This is a genomic window from Streptomyces sp. CC0208 (assembly GCF_003443735.1).
Classification (GTDB): Bacteria; Actinomycetota; Actinomycetes; order Streptomycetales; family Streptomycetaceae; genus Streptomyces; species Streptomyces sviceus.
Genome location: NZ_CP031969.1, coordinates 6,780,933 through 6,806,806 on the forward strand (window position 1 = coordinate 6,780,933; position 25,874 = coordinate 6,806,806).

Here is a 25,874-nt window from a genome sequence, read left to right on the forward strand (position 1 = left end):
TGCTCAACCGAGTGCGGCCGAGCTCTTCCGGGGGCGTCCTCGGACACGACCCGACCCCCGCGAATGTCGGGGTATGGGCAACGTCTACAGTGGCGTGGTACGCGCGAGCCTTTACCGGGACTTCACACGGGCGAGGCTTGCTGGGATGTCTCTGTAGGGGTGTGCGTGACGGCCGTCGAATCCCGTCCAGCGGGTGTACTCGGTGCGAGCGAGAGCCCGCGTCACCGGCCGTTCGGGGCCCGGGTCAAGGGATTCGTGGCGCTGACCAAGCCGCGGATCATCGAGCTCCTGCTCATCACCACCGTTCCGGTGATGTTCCTCGCCCAGCAGGGCGTGCCGGACCTGAAGCTGGTGCTGCTCACCTGCCTCGGCGGCTATCTGTCGGCGGGCGGCGCCAACGCGCTCAACATGTACATCGACCGCGACATCGACGCGCTCATGGACCGCACCTCGCAGCGTCCCCTGGTCACCGGCATGGTGTCGCCGCGCGAGTGCCTGGCCTTCGGCATCACGCTGGCGGTCGTCTCGACGCTGCTGTTCGGCCTCACCGTCAACTGGCTGAGCGCCTGGCTCTCTCTCGGCGCGCTCCTCTTCTACGTCGTCGTCTACACGATGATCCTCAAGCGCCGCACCTCGCAGAACATCGTGTGGGGCGGCATCGCCGGCTGCCTGCCGGTCCTGATCGGCTGGTCGTCGGTCACGAACTCCATGTCCTGGGCGCCGCTCATTCTCTTCCTCGTCATGTTCTTCTGGACGCCGCCGCACTACTGGCCGCTGTCCATGAAGGTGCGCGAGGACTACGCGCGCGTGGGCGTGCCGATGCTGCCGGTGGTCGCCTCCAACAAGGTGGTCGCCAAGCAGATCGTCATCTACAGCTGGGTCATGGTCGCGGTCTCGCTGCTGCTGACGCCGCTCGGCTACACCGGCTGGTTCTACACGGCGGTCGCGCTGCTCGCGGGCGGCTTCTGGCTGTGGGAGGCGCACGGCCTGCAGAACCGGGCCAAGGCCGAGGTGACGGGCGCGAAGCTCAAGGAGATGCGGCTGTTCCACTGGTCGATCACCTATGTGTCGATCCTCTTCCTCGCGGTGGCGGTCGACCCCTTCCTGAGGTAAGGGTCACGTCGCCGTCGCCTTTACTCGTCGGTAGCATCCTGGTCATGGCAGACACGCAGCAGGTTGACGCGAAGGCCGCGCGCAAGGTCGCCCGGCTCGCCAAGCAGATCAGCGCCTTCTCCAAGAAGCACGGTGGCGCCGAGGGCCAGCTCGCCAACATCGGCGAGCGCGGCACCCGGATCGTCCTCGTGGGCGAGGACGGCGGCTGGGGCGACCTGGTGGCGCCCTCGCACGAGACGGCCCAGAAGGCCGTCGAGAAGTCCGGCATCACCGTTCACGAGGCGTTCGACGGCGAGTTCGCCGCCAAGGTCAGGACGGGGCCGTACGAGTGGAGCCGGATGGCGGGCATCCAGGTCGGCGGTCCCTCGAACGGATGAGATCGCTCGGCGCTTCGCACGGGGTGTGTGACAGCAACACCTGATGCCCGGTTCACCCGTTAGGACCTGTGAGCAGCGACACGGTCCAAGCACGGGGAGCCCGGATGATCGAAACGCCGTCCCTCGTGGACCAGTACTGCCACGGCGTACTGAGGACCGAGCTGGGTCTCGGCACCTTCGAGACCCAGCTGGCCCGCACCGAGGGCCCGCCCGCCCCGGGGACCACGCTGTTCGACACCCAGACGGGGTTCGCCGTACGACGCTGGTGCCCGCCCCTGCTCGGTCTGGAACCGCACTGTCCGCCCGCCCGCTACCTGGCCCGGCGCCGGGAACTCGGCGTACTGGAAGCGGGCCGCAGGCTGCTGCGGGGCAGCGGGATCACGACCTACCTGGTCGACACCGGACTGCCCGGCGACCTCACCGGGCCCACCGAGCTGGCCTCCGCCGCGGACGCCGAGGCCCGCGAGATCGTGCGCCTGGAACTCCTCGCCGAACAGGTCGCCGACACCTCCGGCACCGTCGAGTCCTTCCTCGCCAACCTCGCCGAGTCGGTGCACGGAGCCGCCGCGAACGCGGTCGCCTTCACCTCGGTGGCGGGCGTACGGCACGGACTCGCACTCGCGCCCGAACCGCCGGGGCCGGGAGAGGTGCGGGGCGCGGCAGGGCGGTGGCTGGCGCGCCGCCGGGTGGGCGGCGAACTGTCCGATCCCGTGCTCCTACGGCACCTGCTGTGGATCGCCGCCGCCTCGGGCCTGCCCCTCCAACTGCACGCCGGGCTCGGCGAGCCGGGCCTGCGCATCGACCGCACGGACCCCGTCCTGCTCACCGACTTCGTCCGGGCCACCGCCGGTCTCGGCACCGACCTCGTCCTGCTGCACAGCTACCCCTACCACCGGCACGCCGCCCATCTCGCCGGTGTCTTCCCGCACGTCTACGCCGACTCCGGCGCCGCCCTCGTCCGCACCGGGGCCCGCGCGGCGACCGTCCTCGCGGAGATCCTGGAACTGGCCCCCTTCGGCAAGATCGTCTTCTCCAGCGGGGCCCACAGCCTGCCCGAATTGCATGTGGTGGGCGCCCGGCTGTTCCGCGAGGCCCTGGCCCGGGTGCTCGGCGGCTGGGTCACCGAGGGGGCCTGGTCGCTGGCGGACGCGCAGCGGGTGGCGGGACTGATCGCGGCCGGGAACGCGCGCAGGGTGTACGGGCTGGAGTGACCGGTACGGGACCGGCCCGCTCGGAGCTACCTGGGTCCGGTGATCGACGAGCTGGTGGTGGCGTACGACTGCGCGGGCAGCTCGGGCGTCTCGCCCTCGGACCGCTCCCGTAGGGCCAGCAGGACGCGCAGGACGCCGATCCACACCAGGGCCGAGCCGAGCATGTGCAGGCCGACCAGGAACTCGGGCAGGTCGGTGAAGTACTGGACGTAGCCGATGACGCCCTGGGAGAGCAGGACCAGGAAGAGGTCGCGGGTGCGGTGCAGGGGGCCCTTGGGGGCGTCGACCGCCTTGAGGATGAACCACAGGGCGAAGGTCAGTGACACCACGATCCAGGCCAGGACCGCGTGCGCCTTGGCCACTGTCTCCCAGTCCAGCGGCATCCGCTCGACCTCGCTGGAGTCACCGGCGTGCGGTCCGGCGCCGGTCACGACCGTGCCGACGAGGATCAGCAGGGCGGCGGCCGCGACCATGAACCACACCAGCTGCTGCACCGGCTTGCCCACCAGTGGGCGAGGTGCCGTGTCGCCCTCGCGGGTGCGCTGCCACATCACCGCGGCGACCGTGATCAGGGCCGTCGTCGCCACGAAGTGGGCCGCGACGGTGTACGGGTTCAGACCCACGAGGACGACGATGCCGCCGAGGATCGCGTTGCTCATCACGATCCAGAACTGCGCCCAGCCCAGCCGGGTGAGGCTGCGGCGGCGGGGCTTCTCGCTGCGGGCCGCAATGATGGCCCAGCCGACGGCCGCGCACAGCACGTAGGTGAGCATCCGGTTGCCGAACTCGATGGCGCCGTGGAAACCCATGGCGCTGGTCGCGGTCAGCGAGTCGTCCGTGCACTTGGGCCAGGTCGGGCACCCGAGTCCCGACCCGGTCAGCCGCACCGCCCCGCCGGTGACCACGATGACCACCGCCATGACGAGAGCGGACAGAGCCGCCCGCTGAACCGTCCGGGGAGTCGGGGTCCAGCGTGCGGCGATGAAGGCGAGCGGGTTGCGGACGGCCGCTACGGCGTCGGCGCGGGTCAGGTTCGGCACGCGTTCCATCGTAGGGGGGCCGCTTGTGCACGCGTTCACGAGGGCCCCTCCTCCCGCACTACTCCCAGCGGAAGAAGCATCCCGCCACGGCCAGACCGGCCACCGCCCACACCGCCAGGATCCCCAGGTCGCCCCAGGGCATCCCGGCCCCGTGCTGCAGCACGTCCCGCAGGCCGTCCGACAGCGCCGTGATCGGCAGCAGGCTCAGGACGTCCTGGGCTCCGGCAGGGAACTTGGACAGCGGGACCATCACTCCGCCGGCGACCAGCAGCAGCAGGAAGACCAGGTTGGCCGCGGCCAGGGTGGCTTCCGCCTTCAGGGTGCCGGCCATGAGGAGCCCGAGGCCCGAGAAGGCCGCCGTGCCGAGGATCAGGAGCAGGAGGACGGCGAAGGGGTTGCCGTGCGGGGACCAGCCCAGCGCGAAGGCGATCACCGTCAGGAGGATCACCTGGAGGACCTCCGTCACCAGGACCGATGCCGTCTTCGCCGTCATCAGGCCCCAGCGGGGGAGCGGGGAGGAGGCCAGGCGCTTCAGGACGCCGTAGCGGCGCTCGAAGCCGGTCGCGATCGCCTGGCCCGTGAAGGCCGTCGACATGACCGCGAGGGCCAGGACGCCGGGGGTGAGGAAGTCCACCGCCTTGCCCTCGTCCGTGTCGATGATGTCCACCGAGCTGAACAGGACCAGTACGAGGGTCGGGATCACCACCGTCAGCAGGAGCTGCTCACCGTTGCGCAGGAGCATCTTCGTCTCCAGGACCGCCTGGGTCGCGATCATGCGTCCCAGGGGCGCCGCGCCCGGCTTCGGGGTGTACATGCCGGTGGCCGTCACGCGCGCAGCTCCTTGCCGGTCAGCTCCAGAAACACGTCTTCCAGGGTGTGCCGTTCCACCGAGATCTTCTCCGGCATCACGCCGTGCTGGGCGCACCAGGACGTCACCGTCGCCAGCAGTTGCGGATCGACCTTGCCCACGACCCGGTAGGAGCCGGGGGTCAGTTCGGCCGCCGAGCAGTCCGCCGGGAGCGCCTTGAGCAGGGAACCCACGTCGAGCCCGGGGCGGCCGGCGAAGCGCAGGGTGTTCTCGGCGCCGCCCCGGCACAGCTCCTCGGGGCTGCCCTGGGCGATGACCCGGCCGCCGTCGATGATCGCCACGTCGTCGGCGAGCTGCTCGGCCTCGTCCATGTAGTGCGTGGTGAGGACGACCGAGACGCCGTCCGCGCGCAGGTCACGGACCAGGTCCCAGGTCGCGCGGCGGGCCTGCGGGTCGAGGCCGGCGGTCGGCTCGTCCAGGAACACCAGTTCCGGACGCCCCACGACGGCCATGGCGAGCGCAAGGCGCTGCTGCTGGCCGCCCGACAGCCTGCGGTACGTCGTCCTGCCGCAGCTCTCCAGGCCCAGGCGCTCGATCAGCGCGTCCACGTCGAGCGGGTGCGCGTGCAGACTCGCCATGTGCCGCAGCATCTCGTCGGCCCGGGCGCCCGAGTACACGCCCCCGGACTGGAGCATCACGCCGATCCTCGGGTGCAGCTCACGGGCCTGCCGCACCGGGTCGAGGCCCAGGACCCGTACCGTGCCGGAGTCCGGCTTGCGGTATCCCTCGCAGGTCTCCACCGTCGTCGTCTTGCCGGCGCCGTTGGGCCCGAGTACGGCGGTCACGCCCGCCCGGGTCACCAGGTCGAGGCCGTCCACGGCGGTCTTCGTGCCGTACCGCTTCACCAGGGCGTGGACCTGGACCACGGGCTCACTTCGCATGGGCCCGAGTCTAGGTTCGCCGCCCGCGCCGCAGACGGGCGGGTGCAGGATCTCCACCCAGCGCGCTCTTCGGGGTGTCGTCCCGCGACCGGTGCAGCGCCAGCCAGCGCTGCGCGTACCGCACGGCGTCCGCCACCGGGAACAGCCGGACGTCGGCCGCGCCCACCCTTCCCCGTACGACGGCGGCCTGGTCGCGCTCGAAGTCGTGCCCCAGTTCGTCGAAGCGGTCCGAGGTGATCGAGACCTCCGTGACCACCTCCCACCCGTCCGGCCCCGGGCGGCCGACGTTCACCAGCGGGGTCGGGATGCGGTACTCGGCGAGATGGAAGCTCGTGCAGGTGTCGTAGCCCGCGCCGAGGAGCAGCACGCGCGCCTGGAGGGCCTCCAGGCGCGCCAGCGGGCTGTGCTCGCCGAGGCGGCAGTCGGGGGCGTGGCCGTCCACGACGTCACGCGCGCGGGGGCCGATCGCCGCGAACGAGGTCTGCGGGTGCGCGCTGCGCAGGGCGCCGGGCCAGGTGCGCACGGTCTCCGGGATCACGCCGACCCCGCGCGAGGGCGTCACGAGAGGGTCGTACGCGGGCATGCTCGCCCGGATCGTGTCCCACCACTCCTCGGGCACCGGGGGGTTGCTCCACACCGCCGGGTCCGAGAGGTCGCCGGTCTGGGTGGGGACCACGAGGGTGCCGTCCGGGCCGAGGGCGTCCAGAAGTCCCTGGACCACCGCGACCGCGCCTCCGCAGACCCAGCCCAGAGAGCTGAGCGAGGCGTGCACGAGCAGGATCTCGCCGCGTCTGACACCCAGCTCGCGCAGTTGTCCTGCGAGGGTGTCGCGAGTGACAAGTGGGCCGGTGGGAGGCGGTATCGGCATGGTTCGGGAGTGTCCCCGACGAGGCCGCCGGGCGCCACCGGTTTGATCGGTCAATGATCGTTTCCCCAGGTCAGGTTAGGGGTGCCTAAGTGATGCAGGGCACCGTCCGTCGGAGCGGACGCGGGTTGCCCGGCCCTGAGGAATTACGCAACAATGGCGTTGTGAAAAACGTCGGCGAGGCTCGGGAGACCCCCACGGGGGCCCCTCAGGAGGAGCTCGCGACCGGTGAGCGGTCCACCCGCAACCGCGTCGCGCGATCCATCCTGGACCACGGCCCGTCGACCGTCGCCGAACTGGCCGGCCGACTGGGCCTCACCCATGCGGCCGTACGACGTCATCTGGACGCCTTGGCGGCCGACGAGGTCGTGGAGGCGCGGGAGCAGCGGGTGTACGGCGCGCGGACGCGTGGCCGTCCCGCCAAGGTCTTCGCGCTGACCGACTGCGGCCGGGACGCCTTCGACCAGTCGTACGACAAGCTCGCCGCGGACGCCCTGCGCTGGATCCAGGAGCGCTTCGGCGGGGACGAGGCGGTCGTCGCCTTCGCACGCGCGAGGATCGCCGCACAGGCCGAGGGATACCGCCAGGCCGTCGAGTCCGCCGCCCCCGAGGAGCGCACCGAAGCCCTGGCCAAGGCCCTGAGCGCGGACGGGTACGCTGCTACGGCGCGGAGCGCACCGGTCGGCGAGCAGCTCTGCCAGCACCACTGCCCGGTGGCCCATGTCGCGGAGAAGTTCCCGCAGCTCTGTGAGGCGGAGACGGAGATCTTCTCCCAGCTGCTCGGAACCCACGTCCAGCGACTGGCGACCATCGCGCACGGCGACGGCGTCTGCACGACGTTCATCCCCAAGATTTCCCACAGCACTGATCACACCACTGATATCGCATCCGCAAGCACGGCCGGGAGGAACCCCGCATGACTCTCCCCACGGAGACTGCCCACCCCGAACTCGAGGGCCTGGGTAAGTACGAATACGGCTGGGCCGACTCCGACACGGCCGGCGCCTCTGCGAAGCGCGGCATCAACGAGGACGTCGTCCGCGACATCTCCGCGAAGAAGAGCGAGCCGGAGTGGATGACCAAGCTCCGTCTCAAGGGGCTGCGCCTCTTCGACAAGAAGCCCATGCCGAACTGGGGCTCGGACCTCTCCGGCATCGACTTCGACAACATCAAGTACTTCGTGCGGTCCACGGAGAAGCAGGCGGAGTCCTGGGAGGACCTGCCCGAGGACATCAAGAACACGTACGACAAGCTCGGCATCCCCGAGGCGGAGAAGCAGCGCCTCGTCGCCGGTGTCGCGGCCCAGTACGAGTCCGAGGTCGTCTACCACCAGATCCGTGAGGACCTGGAGGAGCAGGGCGTCATCTTCCTCGACACCGACACCGCTCTCAAGGAGCACCCGGAGCTCTTCAAGGAGTACTTCGGCACCGTCATCCCGGTCGGCGACAACAAGTTCGCGTCTCTGAACACCGCGGTGTGGTCGGGCGGCTCCTTCATCTACGTGCCGCCGGGCGTGCACGTGGAGATCCCGCTCCAGGCCTACTTCCGTATCAACACGGAGAACATGGGCCAGTTCGAGCGGACCCTGATCATCGTCGACGAGGGTGCCTACGTGCACTACGTCGAGGGCTGTACGGCTCCGATCTACAAGTCGGACTCGCTGCACTCCGCGGTCGTCGAGATCATCGTCAAGAAGAACGCCCGCTGCCGTTACACGACCATCCAGAACTGGTCGAACAACGTCTACAACCTGGTCACCAAGCGCGCCGTGGCGTACGAGGGCGCGACCATGGAGTGGATCGACGGCAACATCGGCTCCAAGGTGACGATGAAGTACCCGGCCGTCTACCTGATGGGCGAGCACGCCAAGGGCGAGACCCTGTCCATCGCCTTCGCGGGCGAGGGCCAGCACCAGGACGCCGGCTCCAAGATGGTCCACATGGCGCCGAACACCTCCTCCAACATCGTCTCCAAGTCGGTGGCGCGCGGCGGCGGTCGTACGTCCTACCGCGGTCTCGTCGAGATCGGCGAGGGCGCCCACGGCTCCAAGTCGAACGTGCTGTGCGACGCGCTGCTCGTCGACACCATCTCCCGCTCCGACACGTACCCGTACGTGGACGTCCGCGAGGACGACGTGTCCATGGGCCACGAGGCGACCGTCTCCAAGGTCTCCGAGGACCAGCTCTTCTACCTGATGAGCCGTGGTCTGACCGAGTTCGAGGCGATGGCCATGATCGTGCGCGGCTTCGTCGAGCCCATCGCGAAGGAGCTGCCCATGGAGTACGCCCTCGAGCTCAACCGGCTGATCGAGCTGCAGATGGAAGGCGCGGTCGGTTAAGACCGGTCTCCCCGCAAGCAGCTAGCGAAACCTGACGTAGGAAGAGAGCAGACCGACAGCCATGGCTGAGGCTCAGAACATCCCGGTGGGCAGCACGACCGCCGGCCAGATCGCGGTGGCCGCCGAGTCGACCGTCGCCACGCGCATGAGCGCGCCCCCGTCCTTCGACGTGGCGGACTTCCCGGTCCCGCACGGCCGCGAGGAGGAGTGGCGGTTCACCCCGCTGGAGCGCCTGCGCGGGCTGCACGACGGCACCGCGGTCGCCACCGGCGACGGCGTGAAGGTCGACATCGAGGCCCCCGAGGGGGTCGTGATCGAGACCGTCGGCCGCGACGACGCCCGGCTCGGCAAGGCCGGCACCCCGGTGGACCGCATCGCCGCCCAGGCGTACTCGGCGTTCGAGAAGGCCGGCGTGGTCACCGTCCCCAAGGAGACGGTGCTCACCGAGCCGATCCGTATCGCCGTGCACGGCGAGGGCGGGGTCCGCTTCGGCCACCAGGTGATCGAGCTGGGCGCCTTCGCCGAGGCCGTCGTCGTCATCGACCACACCGGTGACGCGGTGCTCGCCGCCAACGTCGACTACATCCTGGGCGACGGCGCCAAGCTGACCGTCGTCTCCGTCCAGGACTGGGACGACAAGGCCGTGCACGTGGCCCAGCACAACGCGCTGATCGGCCGGGACGCCACCTTCAAGTCGTTCGTGGTCACCTTCGGCGGCGACCTCGTCCGTCTGCACCCGCGCGTCGCCTACGCCGGCCCCGGCGGTGAGGCCGAGCTGTTCGGCCTGTACTTCACCGACGCCGGCCAGCACCAGGAGCACCGCCTCCTCGTCGACCACAACACCCCGCACTGCAAGTCGAACGTCGCCTACAAGGGCGCGCTCCAGGGCGAGGGCGCCCACGCGGTGTGGATCGGTGACGTGCTCATCGAGGCCAAGGCCGAGGGCACGGACACCTACGAGATGAACCGCAACCTCGTCCTCACCGACGGCGCGCGGGTCGACTCGGTGCCGAACCTGGAGATCGAGACCGGCGAGATCGTCGGCGCCGGTCACGCCTCGGCGACCGGCCGCTTCGACGACGAGCAGCTCTTCTACCTGATGGCCCGTGGCATCCCGGCCGACGAGGCCCGGCGCCTGGTGGTCCGTGGCTTCTTCGCCGAGCTGGTCCAGCAGATCGGTGTCGACGACATCGAGGAGCGCCTTCTCACGAAGATCGACGAGGAGCTGGAGGCCACCGTCTGATGGCCTTCCTACGCGCCTGCGGGCTGAGCGAGCTGGAGGAGAACACCCCGAAGCGGGTGGAACTCGACGGCACGCCGGTCTCGGTCGTACAGACCGAGGGAGAGGTGTTCGCCATCCACGACATCTGCTCCCACGCCAACGTCTCGCTCTCCGAGGGCGAGGTGGAGGACTGCCAGATCGAGTGCTGGCTGCACGGCTCCAGCTTCGACCTGCGCACCGGCAAACCGTCCGGCCTTCCCGCGACGCGCCCCGTCCCCGTATACCCCGTAAAGATCGAAGGGGACGATGTGCTCGTCTCCCTTTCCCAGGAGTCCTGAGGCACCCATGGCAACGCTTGAAATCCGAGACCTGCACGTCACCGTCGAGGTCGAGAACGGCACGAAGGAAATCCTCAAGGGTGTCGACCTCACCGTGAAGCAGGGCGAGACGCACGCCATCATGGGCCCCAACGGCTCCGGCAAGTCGACGCTCGCCTACTCCCTCGCGGGTCACCCGAAGTACACCATCACCGGCGGCACCGTCACCCTCGACGGTGAGGACGTCCTGGAGATGGAGGTCGACGAGCGCGCCCGCGCCGGCCTGTTCCTCGCGATGCAGTACCCGGTCGAGGTCCCGGGTGTGTCCGTGTCGAACTTCCTCCGTACCTCCGCCACCGCCATCCGCGGCGAGGCCCCCAAGCTGCGCACCTGGGTGAAGGAGGTCAAGGAGGCCATGGAGCGCCTCCACATGGACTCCTCCTTCGCCGAGCGCAACGTCAACGAGGGCTTCTCCGGCGGTGAGAAGAAGCGCCACGAGATCCTCCAGCTCGAACTGCTCAAGCCGAAGATCGCGATCCTCGACGAGACCGACTCCGGCCTCGACGTCGACGCCCTTCGCGTCGTCTCCGAGGGCGTGAACCGTGTCCGCGAGACCGGCGAGGTCGGCACCCTGCTGATCACGCACTACACGCGCATCCTGCGCTACATCAAGCCCGACTTCGTCCACGTCTTCTCCGGCGGCCGGATCGTCGAGTCCGGCGGCGCCGAGCTGGCCGACAAGCTGGAGAACGAGGGCTACGAGGCATACACGAAGGGTGGCGTATCCGCGTGACACAGCTGCCGGGCCTCCTCGACACCGAGGCGATCCGCAAGGACTTCCCGATCCTGGACCGCCTGGTCCACGACGACCGGAAGCTCGTCTACCTGGACAACGCGGCGACCTCGCAGAAGCCGCGCCAGGTACTGGACGCCCTGAGCGAGTACTACGAGCGCTACAACGCCAACGTCCACCGCGGTGTGCATGTGCTCGCCGAGGAGGCCACGGCGCTGTACGAGGGCGCGCGCGACAAGGTCGCCGAGTTCATCAACGCGCCCTCGCGCAACGAGGTGATCTTCACCAAGAACGCCTCCGAGTCGCTCAACCTCGTGGCGAACATGCTGGGCTGGGCCGACGAGCCCTACCGCGTGGACTCCGAGACCGAGATCGTCATCACGGAGATGGAGCACCACTCCAACATCGTGCCGTGGCAGCTGCTGGCGCAGCGCACGGGCGCGAAGCTGAAGTGGTTCGGGCTGACCGACGACGGCCGCCTCGACCTGTCCAACATCGACGAGATCATCACCGAGAAGACGAAGATCGTCTCCTTCGTGCTGGTCTCCAACATCCTGGGCACGGTCAACCCGGTCGAGGCGATCGTCCGCCGCGCGCAGGAAGTCGGCGCGCTGGTCTGCATCGACGCCTCCCAGGCCGCCCCGCACATGCCGGTGGACGTGCAGGCGCTCCAGGCCGACTTCGTGGCTTTCACCGGCCACAAGATGTGCGGCCCGACGGGCATCGGCGTCCTGTGGGGACGGCAGGAGCTCCTGGAGGACCTGCCCCCGTTCCTCGGCGGCGGCGAGATGATCGAGACCGTGTCGATGCACTCGTCGACGTACGCCCCGGCGCCGCACAAGTTCGAGGCGGGTACCCCCCCGGTCGCGCAGGCGGTCGGTCTGGGCGCGGCCATCGACTATCTCCAGGCGATCGGCATGGACAAGATCCTTGCCCACGAGCACGCGCTGACCGAGTACGCGGTCCAGCGCCTGACTCAGGTGCCGGACCTCAGGATCATCGGCCCGACCACGGCCGAGGACCGGGGCGCGGCGATCTCCTTCACGCTCGGTGACATCCACCCGCACGACGTGGGCCAGGTCCTCGACGAGCAGGGCATCGCGGTCCGGGTCGGCCACCACTGCGCGCGGCCGGTCTGCCTGCGGTACGGAATTCCCGCGACCACGCGAGCGTCGTTCTATCTGTACTCCACTCCCGCCGAGATCGACGCACTGATCGAAGGGCTGGAGCACGTACGGAACTTCTTCGGCTGACGGGAACGGGCTATCGCATGAAGCTGGACTCGATGTACCAGGAAGTCATCCTGGACCACTACAAGCACCCGCACGGGCGTGGTCTCAGGGATGGCGACGCCGAGGTGCACCACGTGAACCCGACGTGCGGCGACGAGATCACCCTCCGCGTGAAGTACGACGGCACGAGGATCGAGGACGTCTCCTACGAGGGCCAGGGCTGCTCGATCAGCCAGGCCAGCGCGTCCGTCCTGAACGATCTGCTGGTGGGCAAGGACCTGGCGGACGCGCGGCGGATCCAGGAGACCTTCCTGGAGCTGATGCAGTCGAAGGGCAGGATCGAGCCCGACGACGCGATGGAGGAGGTGCTGGAGGACGCGGTCGCGTTCGCCGGTGTCTCCAAGTACCCGGCCCGGGTCAAGTGCGCCCTCCTCAGCTGGATGGCATGGAAGGACGCGACGGCCCAGGCGCTGGACGCCGGAGCCGACGCCGAAAGGAAGACGGCATGAGCGAGACCGTTGAGATGAAGCCGGCCTCGGAGGAAGAGATCCGCGAGGCGCTGTACGACGTCGTCGACCCCGAGCTGGGCATCGACGTCGTCAACCTCGGCCTGATCTACGGCATCCACGTCGACGACGCGAACATCGCGACCCTCGACATGACCCTGACCTCGGCGGCCTGCCCGCTGACGGACGTCATCGAGGACCAGGCCAAGTCCGCCACGGACGGCCTCGTCAGCGAACTCCGCATCAACTGGGTGTGGATGCCGCCGTGGGGGCCGGACAAGATCACGGACGACGGGCGCGAGCAGCTTCGGGCGCTCGGGTTCAACGTCTGAGCAGCCGAGCGACCCCGTCGAGGCCCCCGGAGAAGTTCCGGGGGCCTCGCTCCGTTCAGCGGTGCAGCGCACGGACGAACGTCCGAAAGGCGCTGAGCCGCTGATTCCCGTGCAGGCCGCGGAGCGCGGCGAGGAAGGCCACGAGCAGGGAGATCACGCAGACCAGGGGGAGGAGCAGCAGGAGGAGCACCTCGGGCAGGGACACGGTGAGCCTTTCGACGGAACCGGATGTGCGGACCGGGTGATCGAATCTCCACCAGGTGCCGTCCCGCCTGTGACAACCGCGCTTGGACTACGGTCCTCGCAGGTCACGAAGGGTGGACGGGATATCCGGACCGGTCCGGTTCAGTACCGGAAATCCCGGTCGGGATCGCGGGCGTCCTGACTCCGGAACGGTTTGAACCAGTCATCGGGATGGAGGTTCGCCATGTCCATGTGCTGGTTCACGGTGTTCTCAGGGTCCTCGATCCCCTCCATCCACGGCTCGTACAGCATCAGCACGTCGTGGTCCTCGAACAGAAGGTCCTTGCAGGCGAACCAGTCGTAGTCGTCGGGTTGTTCGGGGACCCCTTCGGTGAACTCCTCGGCCAGGTCGGGGCTGTCCTCTGTGATCGCCGCAGCGTGTTCCAGCGCGAGATGCAGGGCCATCTCCTCACCCGTGCTGCGCGGACGGGGCTGATGCCCCTCCTTGATGTCCTTGGCGAGGTCATCGAAAGCCTGGATCATCTGTTGCCGCCAGACCAGGCTCTGGTTCCAGGTCTGCGCCGGCAGAACGTCGAAGCAGCCGATGGCCCAGTCCGAGGTCGTGATCGGTCGGTCCTGGAGCTCCTTCAATCCCTCGGCAGCCATGTCCGCCTCGATTTCCAAGGCCGCCTCAAGAACGCGAAGCGTGCGTGGGCTCGGCTGCCAAGGGGGCTCGTCCCACTCGTCCTCTTCGTCGAAGGGGACGTCGTACTGCCGGGCATAGGCGAGAACGGGCTTGTTGAAGTAGGCGGCGGACGCGGGGTCACCCAGCTTGGCGGCACGTCGGTAGCACTTGTGAGCCTTCCCGTACTTGCCACGCCGTTGATAGAGATTTCCGAGGACCCGCAAGGACATCAGGTCGCCACTGTCGAAGGCACGCTGATACCACTCCCTGGCGCTCCTGGCCGCCCCGTTCCACTTCCCTTCCCGTTCGGCCTCGTCGAAGAGCTTCTGCAGGGACTCACCGATCCGACGACTGCGCTCCTCGGGGTCCTCGTCCACCGGATGGATTCGACCGCGCCATTCATTGAGGAATCCGAGGGCACGCATGGCCACGCAATCCCCTGCCTCTGCGGCAATGAGGTAGAGCTTCTCCGCCTCCTCGTAATCCTCCCGTGCGAGGAACACCTGGGCCAGGTTGGTGGTGCACTCGCGGTGGCCTCTTCGTGCCCCCTCCAAATAGAGCCGTTCCGCTTCCTCGTACTCGTTTCGCTGGTAGGCGAGGAGACCGAAGCGGAAGTAGGCGTCCGGGACCTCCGCGTCGAGCGCGATGCGCCACAGCCTTTCGGCTTCCTCGTACTCGGCGCGGTCCTCATGAACATTGGCCAGCCTGGCCGCGGCGTCGGGCAACCCTGCGTCGAAGGCCCGGCGCCACCACTTTTCCGCCTTCTTCCGCTGCCCTTTGCGGTGGGACCGAACTCCCAGGTTGAGCATGCCTCGGGCGTTGCCCGCCTTTGCCAGCCGACGCCACCAGGTTTCTGCTTCTGCCTCCCTGTTCTGGTCCAGGAAGATGGAGCCGACGTACAGCATGGAGTCCACGTGACCCGTTTCGGCGGACGGCAGGAAGGCGCGCAACGCCAGATCGATCCGCTCGGCCCGGTAACAGGAGACACCCACGCCGTAGCGCTCCTGGACAGACCTCGCGTGCTCCACGGCGGCCTCGCGGACGGCATCGGGAACGGGAGGCGCGTCGGGCAACTGGGACAGAGTGTCGACCAGGTAGTCGAAGGGCCGCCACAGGTCCTGTCCGGCGGGCATCAGAAGTCGGCTCGCCCCGAGAGGGTCCTGGCAGGCCCATGCCATAGCCTCTTCCAGAGGCTCCGGCGAGAGCATGGCGCTTTCCTCGTCTGCGAGATAGCCGGAATGCAGCGAGGTGATCAGCTCGGTGGATACCGGGACGAGCCCGCAGCGGGCCAAGTCGACGGCCGTTGACACCAGGGCGTGTCCACGCGGATTTCCGCCCAGATAGCGGGCGTTGTGCCAGCGGTCCCACAGAGGTGGGCCCGCGGAGACGTATTCGGCGATGCCGTATCGCTTGTGGTGGCGCAGCGCTTCGAGGAGCCGCGGATCGGTCTGAGTCTCGGTGCGGGCGAGTTCGGCGTCGCTCCATCTGCGTCGCAGGTCGATGATGTGCGCGGCCTTGAGTACCGGGTCGCTGAGATCGATCCGGGAATAGGCGTCGTCCCCCTTCGCTGTTCCAGTCAGCTGAGGCGTGCGACGGTCGTACTCCGACAGCCGCATGGTGGCGAGGAGGACGGCTCGCAGACGGACCAGCTCACGCAGGACGACCTGATCGAGCAGGGACGGGCCCAGGTAGTGCTCAAGGTCGTCCAGCCACACCACGTACTGATGACCTCGGCGGTACAGGGCGCGGGCTTCTTCGACGCAGGCGTCCAGCGACATGCCGCGCCCGGGGATCAGCAACCGCCGGTCGGACAGCGCACGGGACATCGCTTCGAACGCCGCACGGGACTTGCCTGCGGTCGAATCCCCTCTGATCAGGACCAGACCGCCGCCGACCGTTGCCACTTCGAGGGCCGTATCGATCTCGTGGTCGGCGTCTCTTTCGACATAGGGCGGCACGGGACCGTGCTCTGCCGACTTACGTGCCTGGCGTACGCCCAGCAGGACGGGATCGGCGTCACGCACGAGGGTGTGTGAGGGGTTGGGCTGGGCCGATGATGAGGGCATGGACAGCTCTGCCGTTGTGCCTCTGTAGAGACCCTGCCATCTCTTTTGGTTCCAAGAGAGGCCGGACAGCTGACTGACGATGATGAGGAGGCTTTCCAGCGCCGTCCAACTCTGCGGCCGACTCTGCCCGGTCTGCCAGCTGCTCAGCGTCGTCCGAGTCAGGCGTATGCGCCGAGACTTCCGCGAGGCTTCGTCGATACGGTCGAGCGTGAGTCCGGAGTCAGAAATGTGGCTCCGCACTGCCGCACCGAACTCTGGGTACTTCGGTTCCCTCGCCATATGCCCCCCGACAGCTTCAGTCCAATCCTGCCACCAGCTGGAACGACGAGTCCGACAGGAACTGCGAGCTGTACTCGAAGCGTTCCAGACGGACCACGAAGTTCTTGTGGCGCAGGAAGTAGCCGGGGTAGTTCGCCGACTCCAGCATCGTCGCGCTGGTGTAGGCGGCTTCCCGGGGGCAGAACGTGGCGTCCTGCCTGAACAGCGACGAGCCGTCGTTGCGGTCGGCCCGCAGGACGAAGCTGCGGTGGCGCAGGTACTTTCCGTCATGGGTGGCGAAGGAGTAACAGGAGGCGTTCGCCAGGCCCTTGACCTGCTTGAAGGTGGCGTCCTCGCGGGACTCCGAGCCGCTGACCGGGTCCAGTCCCACATAGCCGTCGTCCACGTGCCAGAAGCGGTCGGGGAAGTTGACCGAGCGCACCGAACGGTAGGTCACGGAGGGCTTCGGCTTCGACGAACTGCCCTTCGAGGCGGTGGGCTTGGGCTTGGGCGGCTTCGGAGTCTCCGAGACCGCGACGGTGGGGCCGGTGCCCTGCTGCCGGGGGCCCCGGGGAGAGGGGGACACCGACGAGAGGCCGCTGTCGCCCTGCGGCGCGGTGGTCGTCGCGGGCTGCGAGGAGAAGGAGATCAGACCTCCCTCGTCCCGCGCGGTTTTTGACGAGTCGTCACCTTCCTTGTCGGTGGCGGCTATCGCCGCGACGCAGGCGACGATCGTGGCCACCGCCAGCGCCCCGGCGAGATAGAGACGCCTGGTGCCGGGTGTACGGGAGGTGTCCAACGTCCAGCCGTTCTCCCAGGGGCGGTCCTGGGGCGGCCGGGACTTGTCTTCGGGCATGCGCTGTTCCTCCGGCGCGGCGCGAGGCGACGTGCGGCTGCTGTGGTGACGCGGTGTGTGAAAGGTGAAACACAAGTGGTTCCGGGGGAACACTAGTGGTTGCCAGCGGTCCCGAGCAGCCCTTTGAACCGGCTGGTTTCCACATTCCGCGCTCAGCGGGCTCTCAGGCGCGCCTCGTCGGGGCGACGGGAGGGGTGTTGTGATCACCTCTGCACCCGCTTGTCCGGTACGGCCCCTCGCCCCGTCGTTATGTACGCTCGTACACATGGGATACCTGCTGCTCGCCGGAGCCATCGCCGCCGAGGTCGGAGCGACCACGGCCATGAAGTACACCGAGGGCTTCAGCCGGCTCGGGCCCTCGCTGCTGACCGTCCTCGGGTACGTCCTCTCCTTCGCGCTGCTCGCCCAGACGCTGAAGTCGGTGTCGGTCGGCACCGCCTACGCGATCTGGGCCGGAGTGGGCACCGCGGCCATCGTCACCATCGGGATGGTCTTCCTCGGTGAGGCGTTGACACCCGCCAAGGCCGCCGGGATCGCGCTGATCATCGTGGGCGTCGTGGTCCTGAACCTGGGCGGGGCACACTGATGCCCCGGCGGCACGACCCCGAGCGCCGGCAGCGGATCATCGACGCGGCCATCCGGGTGGTGGGGCGGAAGGGGCTCGCGGGGCTCAGTCACCGCAGCGCCGCCGCCGAGGCCGACGTACCGCTCGGATCGACGACGTACCACTTCAAGAGCCTCGACGAGCTGATGGTCGCCGCGCTGTGCCAGGCCAGCGAGGGCTTCGCCAAGGCGGTCGCCGCGCACGGCGCCCTGGACGACCCCGGCGGTGACCTGCCCGCCGGCCTCGCCCGCGTCCTCGGCGACTGGCTCGGCGGCGACCGCACCGGCGTCGAGCTGGAGTACGAGCTCTACCTCGCCGCTCTGCGCCGCCCCGCCCTGCGCCCCGTCGCCGCCGAATGGGCCGACGACCTCGCCGAACGCCTCGCCCACCGCACGGACCCGGTCACGGCACGGGCACTGGTCGCGCTGATGGACGGGATCTGCCTCCAGGTGCTGCTGACGGGGGCGCCGTACGACGAGGGGTATGCGCGAGAGGTTTTCGGGCGGGTGATCCCGGCGGGGCGCAGGTGAGGTGCTGAGGTTTTCGCGCAGTCCGTGAACTCTCCGCCGTCCAGCGGGCAACAGGGGGTGTCACGCACACACCGACGAACCAGGGGGAGCCTTGTGAGTGGACCACCGCCGTCCACGGCACGGACGGAGGACGACGCGGAGGTCGTCGCCCGGTCGCTGGAGCAGCCGGAGCTGTTCGCCCGGCTCTACGACCGCTACGCGCCGGACATCCACCGGTACGCCGCCCGCCGGCTCGGCGACGGCGCCGCCGACGACATCACGTCGGACACCTTCCTCGTCGCGTTCCGCATCCGCTCCCGCTACGACCTCGCCCGCCCCAACGCCCGTCCCTGGCTGTACGGCATCGCGGGCAACCTCATCGGCAAGCAGCGCCGTTCCGAGGTGCGGGCACTCAAGGCGCTGGCCCGCACCGGACAGGACCCGCTCGCCACGTCCTGGAGCGAGTCCTGGGTCGAGGACACGGACAGCAGGATCGCCGCGCAGGGGCCGCTCGCCGGCGCCCTCGCCGCGCTGTCGGCCGGAGACCGGCACGTGCTGCTGCTCGTCGCCTGGGCCGATCTCAGTTACCAGGAGGTCGCCGAGGCCCTGGACATCCCGGTCGGCACCGTGCGCTCCCGGCTCAACCGGGCGCGCCGCAAGGTTCGTACGGCGCTGGGCGCCGATCCCGCATTCGTGAGCGACGCGGCGGAGGTGGCGTAGCGATGGACGAGATGACCGAGGTACGCGGACTGCGCGCCGGGGCGCCGGTGCCCGACCGCGCGCGGCTCGCGCCGGGACGGGCACGGCTGCTGGAGGCGGCACGGGCCGGAGAACGACGGCGGGCGCCGTGGCGGCGCCGGGAGTTCGTGATCGTCGCCGTCGTGGCCGCGGTGACCGCCGTCGCCGTGACCGCGGCCCTGCTGGTGGGCGGGGGCGGCGGGCGGAAGGTGCAGCCCGCCGTCACTCCCAGGGTGTCCCTGAAGGGCGTGAGCGCGGCCGACCTCCTGCGGCGGGCCGCCGACGTGGTCGCCGCGGAGCCGGACGGTCCGGTGCCGACGGCCCAGCAGTGGATCTACACCAAGCAGGCGCAGGAGCCGTACGACGAGCAGGCGCGGCACGCCGAGGGCGCGAGGAAGCTGCTGGCGGGCCCGCAGGAGAGCTGGATCCGCTACGACGGCACCGCGATGGCCACGATGGAGCTGGACCGCACGGGCGAGAAGCTCGAACTCACCACCAGGACGATGCACCTGGAGAACGGCGGGGAGGGGGACGACCGGTCGGCGCGCGAGCTGTACCGGGTGCTGGCCGCGCTGCCCGCCGACGGCGCCGCGACCTTGGAGGTGCTGCGCGAGAAGAACGCCATCGCCGATCCCAAGGGGGTGTCCCAGGCGGAGGACGACTACACCGAGATCAGTGTCCTGCTCGGCGCCGACGTGCTGCCGTCCAAGGGGCTGGCCTCGCTCTACCGGGCGCTGGCGACCCTGCCGGGCGGGACGGTCGTCGACCACCTGGTCGAGACCGCTTCCGGGCGCCGGGTGATCGCCCTGGAACACCACGCGCGGCCCGCCGACCCCGAGAGCGGGGCGACGATGCGGGACCAGTGGCTGATCGATCCGCAGACCTACCGGATCGTCGGCATGCGCCTGGTCGTCGGCGAGAAGGTGGTCGGCGGCAACTCGCTCCTCGCGAGGGCCGTGGTCGACAAGGCGGGGGAACGCGGCTGACCCGCCCCCGGACCGGGCGGCCCGCACCACGGGGGAGTGCGGGCCGCCCACCACCCGAGACGCCCCGCGCACGGGTTCGCGTCCCGCGCCCTGCGCCGGTTAGGTTTCCCTCATGACCGACACGACTGCTCCGCGCACCACCGGCGCCATCGCCGCAGGCCTCGCCACCGTCGCCGCCGACGGCACCGTTCTCGACACCTGGTTCCCCGCTCCCGAGCTCTCCGCCGAACCCGGCCCGGCCGGCACCGAGCGGCTCTCGGCCGAGCGGGCCGTGGAACTGCTCGGCGAAGGCGCCGCCAAGGCGATCGGCCCGGACGCCCGCCGTGGCGTCGAGGTGATCGCGGTCCGCACGGTCATCGCCTCCCTCGACGACAAGCCGCTCGACACGCACGACACCTACCTGCGGCTGCACCTGCTCTCGCACCGTCTGGTCCAGCCGCACGGCCAGAGCCTGGACGGCATCTTCGGCTTCCTGCCCAACGTCGCCTGGACCTCGCTCGGCCCGGTCGCCGTCGACGACATCGAGAAGGTGCGCCTCAACGCCCGCGCCGAGGGCCTGCACCTCGCCGTGACGAGCGTGGACAAGTTCCCGCGCATGACGGACTACGTGGTCCCCAAGGGCGTCCGCATCGCCGACGCCGACCGGGTCCGCCTCGGCGCCCACCTCGCCGCGGGCACCACCGTGATGCACGAGGGCTTCGTCAACTTCAACGCGGGCACCCTCGGCACCTCGATGGTCGAGGGCCGCATCTCCGCCGGTGTCGTGGTCGGCGACGGCTCGGACATCGGCGGCGGCGCCTCCACCATGGGCACGCTCTCCGGCGGCGGCAACGTCCGGATCACCATCGGCGAGCGCTGCCTGATCGGCGCCGAGGCGGGCGTCGGCATCGCGCTCGGCGACGAGTGCGTGGTCGAGGCCGGTCTCTACGTCACCGCGGGCACCCGGGTCACCATGCCCGACGGCCAGATCGTCAAGGCCCGCGAGCTGAACGGCGCCTCGAACATCCTCTACCGCCGCAACTCGGTCACCGGCACCGTCGAGGCCCGCCCGAACAACGCGGTCTGGGGCGGCCTCAACGACGTCCTGCACAGCCACAACTGACCCGCGACCGCGTGGCGAAGTCGCCGTAGAGGAATCGCATCCTCTACGGCGACTTTTTTCGTGGCGATGGCATAGCGGCGGGCCACCGTACGCGTCACAAGGGTCGGAGGGGTGGCGCACAGGCGTCGCCGGGGAAGAGAAGGTGACGATGAATGCCGAAGGGCTGGAGAGTTTCCGGGACTTCGTGGACAGCAGGTCGTCCGCCCTGCTGAAGACCGCAGTGCTGCTGTGCGGGGGAGACCAGCACGCCGGTGAGGACCTGTTGCAGAACGCCCTGGTCAAGACGGCCGGGCGGTGGCAGAAGATCGACGAACCCGAGGCCTACGTACGGCAGGTCCTCTACCGCCAGCAGGTCAGCCGCTGGCGGCTCAAGTGGCCGCGGCGGGAGATCAGTGTCGCCGAGCCGCCCGAACCACCGGCCGGCGGCGAGCCCGGCGCCGACACCACCGCCGCGGCCGAACTGCGCCTGGTGATGCGCCAGGCCCTGTCCCGGCTCACCGCACGCCAGCGTTCCGTGCTGGTGCTGCGGTACTTCGAGGACCTGCCCGAGGTCGACGTGGCCCGGCTGCTGGGCTGTTCGGTCGGCACCGTGCGGTCCACCACGCATCGTTCGCTGGCCCGGCTGCGCCGGCTCGCTCCCGAACTGGCCGCCCTCGGCCTCGCGGAGGCGGAACGTTTCGACGCCCATGACTGCTCGCCCGTGGAGGTGCGTCCGTGAACGTCGACGACATCGTGCGCGACGCCCTGCGCGAGCAGGCCGCCGAACAGCCCCCGGCGGCAGCGGGGTTCGCCGACCGGGTGCTCGCCGTCCGGCGCCGCCGCCGTACCCGCAGGATCACGGCCGCCGCCGTGTCCGTGGTCGCCGTGGTCGCCGTCGGGGTGGCGGTGCCGCTGCTGGACTCCGGCAAGGAGGACGTACGGCCCTCGGGCGGCATCGTGACTCCGAAGAAGGTCGAGTCCCGTCCCGACCAGTCGCCGCCGCGCGACAGGATCTCCGTCGGGGGCACGACCCTGGCCGGGTACTCCGTCCCGAAGAAGGTCAAGAAGAGTGCGAACAGCGCTGCCTACGAGCGCACCTACTACCTGCTGAATCCGAAGACCGGCAGGTACGCCAAGGCCGCCGACTGGTCCTGGGTCGCCGTTGCCCCGGGTGGGAAGACCGCCGCCGTCCTAGAGCGCGATCTGCCGGCCTCGCGGATCGGCCTGCTCGACCTGACCACCGGCAAGGTCGAGCGGTGGATCGACGTCGACCACGGCGTCGGCGGGCTCACCTTCTCCCGCGACGGCCGCAAGCTGGTCGCGACGACGTACAGCGCGAACCCCGACCGGCTGATCAAGGCGCAGGGCAGCGCCGAGTGGATCCAGCCGTGGACGTCGAGCCGCACCGGCTTCTATGTCCTCGACGTGGCCTCGGGGGACGGCACCTGGACCGAGATCAAGCTCGCGGGCGACTCGGACGACCCCCTGCGTGGCACCATGCTCAACAGCCGCCAGGACTTCGCCCTCACCGACGACGGCCGCCACGTCTGGGAGGGCCGCCCCACGGAGCCCGGCTACGTGTTCTACGACCTCACCGGCAAGGAGGTCCCCGTGCCGGCGGGCTACACGTACCTGGACTGGTCCGTGGACGCGGGCAGGTCGCCCGACGGCAAGCTCGTCGCGGGCGGGTTCGCGGGCACGAAGTGGAAGACGTCCTCGTACGTCTTCGACGCCCGGACCGGCAAGAAGGCCGAGGTGCGCGGACAGCAGCTGATCGCCTGGGTGGGCAACAAGCAGCTCATCGCATGGGACATGGGCGAGAACGACAAGAACGAGCACCACAACCGGCTCGTGCTCGTCACCCTCGGCAGCGACAAGGAGATCCCGCTCACCGGCTTCCGGGAAGGCGGCACACCGGACGGCGACGGGCGCTGGGAGCCGCTCTTCGCCCAGCCCTGATCAGGCGGCCACAAGGCGTTCGTACTCCGCCAGCAGCCCGTCGGCCGCCTCCCGGCCGGCGGGCCGCAGCGGGGCGCGGACCGGGCCCGCCGGCAGACCGAGCGCGTGGAGGAGGGCCTTGGCAGTGACCGTGCCGGGCAGGCCCGCCGACATCATCGCCTCGATCAACGGCGTGGCCCGTTGTTGGAGGCGGGCGGACACGGGGGTGTCGCCCGCCTCGAACGTGTCCAGGATGGCGCGGAGTTGGGCAGGGATTACGTTGGCCACCGTGCTGACGTAGCCCGCTCCGCCGACCGCGTACAGGGCGAGGATGTGCTCGTCGCAGCCCGCGTAGTACGCCAACTCCGTGCGGTGCAGGACCTTCTGGGCGCCGAGGAGGTCGTAGGAGCAGTCCTTGACCGCGACGATCCGGGGGTGCTCGGCGAGCCGGATCATCGTCTCCGGTTCGATGCGGGTGCCGGTGCGGCCCGGGATGTCGTAGAGCATGACGGGCAGTGCCGAGGCGTCCGCGATCGCACGGAAGTGTGCCTCCAGCGCGTCCTGCGGTGGCCGGCTGTAGTAGGGGCTTACCACCAACACCCCGTCAGCGCCCGCCTTTTCGGCGCCGAGGGCCAGCTCCACGGTGTGCCGGGTGTCGAAGGTGCCCACCCCCGCCACGACCGTGGCCCGCGCGCCCACCGCCTCCCGCACCGCCCTCACGAGCGCGGACTTCTCCGCGTCCGTCGTGGTCGGCGACTCGCCCGTGGTGCCGGACAGGACGAGGCCGTCGCAGCCGTGCGAGACCAGGTGCGCGGCCAGGCGCTGGGCGCCGTCGAGATCGAGCGCGCCCTCCGCGGTGAAGGGGGTGACCATGGCACACAGGGCGCGGCCGAAGGGAGGAGGCGTGGTCGTCATGGGGGTAGTCTCGGCCCGCCGACAGTGAAGCTCCACTTAATTCTTCTACGGTATATCGGTAAGCTATGCTGCGAAGATGCTGCGAAAAGGCCCTATGTCCAAATCGGGCCCGCATGGGTCACCATGGTCAGGACGGTGCACGACCAATGGTCCTGGAGGCGTCATGAAGCTCGGCAAGGCACTCGCCACCGGAGTCGCGGAAGAGCGGCCGGAGATCCACGAGGAAGAGCTCGAACTTCCGGAGGAGATCAAAGAGCTGAAGGTGCCCGAAGAGGTTCCGGCAGCCCGATGAGACTGCGGCTTCCGGAGGAACGCCCGACGGAGCCGCCGACCGGATACAAGATCGCCCACCCGGTGCTGTCCCAGGACGGCACCCGGGCCGGGTTCACCGGTGTGTCGCTCGGCGGCGCGCTGCCGTACGGCGTCCTGGCCGACGCGTCCTGCGTCTACGGCCTGCGGCACCGGGCACCGAACCGCCGCTGCGACTGCGGCTTCCACTGCGTGCACGACCGCGCCGCGGCCGAGGCACTGCTGTGCACGGCCGAGCACCGCACGGCCGTCCTCCTCGACGTCACGGTCCTCGGCCGCTACCTCCGCTTCGAGCTCGGCTTCCGCTACGCCCGCCAGCGGGTGCACACCGCCACCGTCGGAGCGTGTGCCTGCGGCACGGTCGCGGCGGCGCTCGCCGACGCCGGCTGGGGCCGGCCAGGCTGGCGGGCCCTGGCCCCCTCCTGCGCGGGCTGCCTGCGCGGACGTACGGCCGTCTCGCTCGCCGGGTTCGCCCGGCTGGCCGGGGAGGGGCTGCGGGTGGTGGCACGGCCGGTCGCCGTACCCGCGCCAGGTGATCCCGTCCTGCCCGGCGAGCTCGGGGTGCCCGAACTCGCCGCCGAGGCGGCCCTGTTGCAGGCCCGACTCGACTGGTTCCAGAGCCAGTTGGCCCGGCTCGGACAGGGCGGCCCGGACGGCGGTCCGCAAGTGGGGTAGCCGGGGGCCGGGCCGGGTACCCGGGTGTTCCGACCGAGAGGAGGCGGAACACCGTGACCGGAACCACGGCCCCCAGGCCGGTGCACGACGAACATCACTCGGTGGGCGAACTCGTCGGACAGGCCACCGAACAGGTCTCCAGGCTGATGCGGCAGGAAGTCGCCCTCGCGAAGGAGGAGCTCGCCGAGAAGGGCCGGCGGGCCGGGAAGGGCGGCGGGCTGCTCGGTGCCGCCGGCGCCTTCGCCTACGCGGGACTGCTCGCCTTGGCCGGAACGGCCACCGCCGCACTCTCCCTGGTGCTGTCGGTGTGGGCCTCGGCACTGATCGTGACGGCTGTGCTGTTCGTGATCGCGGGAGTGCTCGCCGCTCTCGGCCGCGCCCAGCTGCGCCGTGCCACACCCCCGACGCCCGAGGAGGCACTCGGCAGCGTCAAGGCGGACGTCGAGGAGATCAAGGAAAGGGCGCACCGATGACGGACGGGACGGGTAACGAGCCCCCGATGACGGGGGCCAAGGGACCCGATGAACTGCGGCGGCAGATCGAGCGCACCCGCAGCGAACTCGGCGACACAGTGGAGGAGTTGGCAGGCAAGATGGACGTCAAGGGCCGTGCGAGGGCCCGTGCGGCAGATCTCAGGGACAAGGCGGGCGCCATGACCGTGCAGCTGCGCAGCAGCGCCGCGCAGGCCGGTCACACCGTGCACGACAAGGCCACCCACGCCGGCCACAAGGTCCAGGACCGGACGCAGCGGGCGGGCGAGATCACCCAGGGCAAGGCCGCGCAGACGAGCACCGCGCTGGAGCGGAGGGCGCAGCACAGCGTGCCCCAGCCGGTCCGGCCGCTGGTCATGGCGGCGATACGGCATCCGCGACCGGTGCTGGTCGTCGGTGCGGCCCTGGCCGCCGTCGTCGTCGTGTCGTGGCGGTACCCGAAGAAGTAGGCCGCGGCAGACCGAAGGCCCGATGTGGGCGGCACC

General features: G+C 69.8%; 30 protein-coding genes. 22 read left to right on the forward strand and 8 right to left on the reverse strand.

Annotated elements, in window-relative coordinates:
• Positions 1-159: 159 nt before the first annotated feature.
• The 3 genes from D1369_RS31125 to D1369_RS31135 all read left to right on the forward strand — a co-directional run bounded on the left by D1369_RS31125 (position 160) and on the right by D1369_RS31135 (position 2,701).
• Positions 160-1,113, forward strand: a complete 954-nt coding sequence (locus tag D1369_RS31125; RefSeq protein ID WP_007381228.1) for a heme o synthase — start codon at positions 160-162, stop codon at positions 1,111-1,113.
• Positions 1,114-1,157: 44 nt separating this feature from the next.
• A complete protein-coding gene (locus D1369_RS31130) occupies positions 1,158-1,490 on the forward strand; it encodes a hypothetical protein (RefSeq protein WP_007381227.1) in 333 nt (110 codons plus the stop codon).
• Between the two features lie 104 nt (positions 1,491-1,594).
• On the forward strand, positions 1,595-2,701 hold the full coding sequence (locus D1369_RS31135; protein ID WP_007381226.1) for an amidohydrolase family protein: 1,107 nt from the start codon (positions 1,595-1,597) through the stop codon (positions 2,699-2,701).
• Positions 2,702-2,727: 26 nt separating this feature from the next.
• Here the strand turns inward: D1369_RS31135 and D1369_RS31140 are convergent, their stop codons facing one another.
• The 4 genes from D1369_RS31140 to D1369_RS31155 are packed head-to-tail and all read right to left on the reverse strand — an operon-like array spanning position 2,728 to position 6,358.
• Positions 2,728-3,750, reverse strand: a complete 1,023-nt coding sequence (locus tag D1369_RS31140) for a COX15/CtaA family protein (protein ID WP_037899554.1) — start codon at positions 3,748-3,750, stop codon at positions 2,728-2,730.
• A gap of 49 nt (positions 3,751-3,799) precedes the next feature.
• Positions 3,800-4,555, reverse strand: a complete 756-nt coding sequence (locus D1369_RS31145) for an ABC transporter permease (protein ID WP_050789872.1) — start codon at positions 4,553-4,555, stop codon at positions 3,800-3,802.
• A gap of 11 nt (positions 4,556-4,566) precedes the next feature.
• Positions 4,567-5,490, reverse strand: coding sequence for an ABC transporter ATP-binding protein (locus D1369_RS31150; protein ID WP_007381223.1), 924 nt, complete (start codon positions 5,488-5,490; stop codon positions 4,567-4,569).
• A gap of 10 nt (positions 5,491-5,500) precedes the next feature.
• Positions 5,501-6,358 (reverse strand): AAC(3) family N-acetyltransferase, encoded by an 858-nt coding sequence (locus D1369_RS31155; RefSeq protein WP_007381222.1) that lies wholly within the window; start codon positions 6,356-6,358, stop codon positions 5,501-5,503.
• Positions 6,359-6,519: 161 nt separating this feature from the next.
• Between D1369_RS31155 and D1369_RS31160 the strand changes: the two genes are divergently transcribed.
• The 8 genes from D1369_RS31160 (at position 6,520) to D1369_RS31195 (ending at position 13,095) form a co-directional block, all read left to right on the forward strand.
• Entirely contained in the window at positions 6,520-7,275 is a 756-nt protein-coding gene (locus D1369_RS31160) for a metalloregulator ArsR/SmtB family transcription factor (RefSeq protein ID WP_007381221.1), read from the forward strand.
• Complete coding sequence (gene sufB / locus D1369_RS31165) at positions 7,272-8,693, forward strand: Fe-S cluster assembly protein SufB (RefSeq protein ID WP_007381220.1); 1,422 nt, start codon at positions 7,272-7,274, stop codon at positions 8,691-8,693. Before D1369_RS31160 ends, sufB begins: the two co-directional genes overlap by 4 nt.
• 61 nt (positions 8,694-8,754) lie before the next feature.
• Positions 8,755-9,936 (forward strand): Fe-S cluster assembly protein SufD, encoded by a 1,182-nt coding sequence (gene sufD / locus D1369_RS31170; RefSeq protein WP_007381219.1) that lies wholly within the window; start codon positions 8,755-8,757, stop codon positions 9,934-9,936.
• On the forward strand, positions 9,936-10,253 hold the full coding sequence (locus D1369_RS31175) for a non-heme iron oxygenase ferredoxin subunit (protein ID WP_007381218.1): 318 nt from the start codon (positions 9,936-9,938) through the stop codon (positions 10,251-10,253). The genes sufD and D1369_RS31175 overlap by 1 nt, the downstream gene beginning before the upstream one ends.
• 7 nt (positions 10,254-10,260) lie before the next feature.
• Entirely contained in the window at positions 10,261-11,025 is a 765-nt protein-coding gene (gene sufC / locus D1369_RS31180; protein ID WP_037899553.1) for a Fe-S cluster assembly ATPase SufC, read from the forward strand.
• Positions 11,022-12,278 carry a cysteine desulfurase gene (locus tag D1369_RS31185; RefSeq protein WP_007381216.1) on the forward strand — a complete coding sequence of 419 codons (1,257 nt, stop codon included), beginning with the start codon at positions 11,022-11,024 and terminating at the stop codon, positions 12,276-12,278. Before sufC ends, D1369_RS31185 begins: the two co-directional genes overlap by 4 nt.
• Positions 12,279-12,295: 17 nt before the next feature.
• Complete coding sequence (gene sufU / locus D1369_RS31190) at positions 12,296-12,766, forward strand: Fe-S cluster assembly sulfur transfer protein SufU (protein ID WP_007381215.1); 471 nt, start codon at positions 12,296-12,298, stop codon at positions 12,764-12,766.
• A complete protein-coding gene (locus tag D1369_RS31195) occupies positions 12,763-13,095 on the forward strand; it encodes a metal-sulfur cluster assembly factor (protein ID WP_007381214.1) in 333 nt (110 codons plus the stop codon). The genes sufU and D1369_RS31195 overlap by 4 nt, the downstream gene beginning before the upstream one ends.
• A 55-nt stretch (positions 13,096-13,150) precedes the next feature.
• On the opposite strand, the gene D1369_RS43160 is transcribed toward D1369_RS31195, so the two are convergent.
• The 3 genes from D1369_RS43160 to D1369_RS31205 all read right to left on the reverse strand — a co-directional run bounded on the left by D1369_RS43160 (position 13,151) and on the right by D1369_RS31205 (position 17,143).
• Complete coding sequence (locus tag D1369_RS43160; RefSeq protein WP_007381213.1) at positions 13,151-13,300, reverse strand: hypothetical protein; 150 nt, start codon at positions 13,298-13,300, stop codon at positions 13,151-13,153.
• Between the two features lie 140 nt (positions 13,301-13,440).
• A complete protein-coding gene (locus D1369_RS31200) occupies positions 13,441-15,987 on the reverse strand; it encodes a tetratricopeptide repeat protein (RefSeq protein WP_158680117.1) in 2,547 nt (848 codons plus the stop codon).
• A gap of 337 nt (positions 15,988-16,324) precedes the next feature.
• Positions 16,325-17,143 (reverse strand): AbfB domain-containing protein, encoded by an 819-nt coding sequence (locus D1369_RS31205; RefSeq protein WP_037899551.1) that lies wholly within the window; start codon positions 17,141-17,143, stop codon positions 16,325-16,327.
• A 265-nt stretch (positions 17,144-17,408) separates the two neighbouring features.
• Between D1369_RS31205 and D1369_RS31210 the strand changes: the two genes are divergently transcribed.
• The 7 genes from D1369_RS31210 (at position 17,409) to D1369_RS31240 (ending at position 23,020) form a co-directional block, all read left to right on the forward strand.
• Positions 17,409-17,729 carry a multidrug efflux SMR transporter gene (locus D1369_RS31210; protein WP_007381210.1) on the forward strand — a complete coding sequence of 107 codons (321 nt, stop codon included), beginning with the start codon at positions 17,409-17,411 and terminating at the stop codon, positions 17,727-17,729.
• Positions 17,729-18,277: a TetR family transcriptional regulator gene (locus D1369_RS31215; protein ID WP_037899549.1), complete on the forward strand. Its 549-nt coding sequence runs from the start codon at positions 17,729-17,731 to the stop codon at positions 18,275-18,277. Before D1369_RS31210 ends, D1369_RS31215 begins: the two co-directional genes overlap by 1 nt.
• A gap of 93 nt (positions 18,278-18,370) precedes the next feature.
• Positions 18,371-18,976 carry a sigma-70 family RNA polymerase sigma factor gene (locus D1369_RS31220; protein ID WP_118082731.1) on the forward strand — a complete coding sequence of 202 codons (606 nt, stop codon included), beginning with the start codon at positions 18,371-18,373 and terminating at the stop codon, positions 18,974-18,976.
• 2 nt (positions 18,977-18,978) lie between these two features.
• Positions 18,979-19,980, forward strand: a complete 1,002-nt coding sequence (locus D1369_RS31225; protein WP_118082732.1) for a CU044_5270 family protein — start codon at positions 18,979-18,981, stop codon at positions 19,978-19,980.
• 112 nt (positions 19,981-20,092) lie between these two features.
• Positions 20,093-21,082: a 2,3,4,5-tetrahydropyridine-2,6-dicarboxylate N-succinyltransferase gene (gene dapD / locus D1369_RS31230; protein WP_007381206.1), complete on the forward strand. Its 990-nt coding sequence runs from the start codon at positions 20,093-20,095 to the stop codon at positions 21,080-21,082.
• Between the two features lie 148 nt (positions 21,083-21,230).
• A complete protein-coding gene (locus D1369_RS31235) occupies positions 21,231-21,800 on the forward strand; it encodes a SigE family RNA polymerase sigma factor (RefSeq protein WP_007381205.1) in 570 nt (189 codons plus the stop codon).
• Positions 21,797-23,020 carry a WD40 repeat domain-containing protein gene (locus D1369_RS31240; RefSeq protein WP_118082733.1) on the forward strand — a complete coding sequence of 408 codons (1,224 nt, stop codon included), beginning with the start codon at positions 21,797-21,799 and terminating at the stop codon, positions 23,018-23,020. Before D1369_RS31235 ends, D1369_RS31240 begins: the two co-directional genes overlap by 4 nt.
• Here D1369_RS31240 and dapA read toward each other — a convergent pair whose 3' ends face one another.
• On the reverse strand, positions 23,021-23,914 hold the full coding sequence (gene dapA / locus D1369_RS31245) for a 4-hydroxy-tetrahydrodipicolinate synthase (RefSeq protein ID WP_162951038.1): 894 nt from the start codon (positions 23,912-23,914) through the stop codon (positions 23,021-23,023).
• Positions 23,915-24,077: 163 nt separating this feature from the next.
• Between dapA and D1369_RS44605 the strand changes: the two genes are divergently transcribed.
• The 4 genes from D1369_RS44605 to D1369_RS31260 are packed head-to-tail and all read left to right on the forward strand — an operon-like array spanning position 24,078 to position 25,838.
• Entirely contained in the window at positions 24,078-24,206 is a 129-nt protein-coding gene (locus tag D1369_RS44605; protein WP_272920813.1) for a hypothetical protein, read from the forward strand.
• Positions 24,203-24,898, forward strand: a complete 696-nt coding sequence (locus D1369_RS31250; RefSeq protein ID WP_037899543.1) for a hypothetical protein — start codon at positions 24,203-24,205, stop codon at positions 24,896-24,898. The genes D1369_RS44605 and D1369_RS31250 overlap by 4 nt, the downstream gene beginning before the upstream one ends.
• 53 nt (positions 24,899-24,951) lie before the next feature.
• On the forward strand, positions 24,952-25,371 hold the full coding sequence (locus D1369_RS31255) for a phage holin family protein (protein WP_007381201.1): 420 nt from the start codon (positions 24,952-24,954) through the stop codon (positions 25,369-25,371).
• The gene (locus D1369_RS31260; protein ID WP_037899541.1) at positions 25,368-25,838 is read left to right on the forward strand and encodes a DUF3618 domain-containing protein; all 471 of its coding nucleotides are present in this window, start codon (positions 25,368-25,370) and stop codon (positions 25,836-25,838) included. The genes D1369_RS31255 and D1369_RS31260 overlap by 4 nt, the downstream gene beginning before the upstream one ends.
• Positions 25,839-25,874 lie beyond the last annotated feature (36 nt).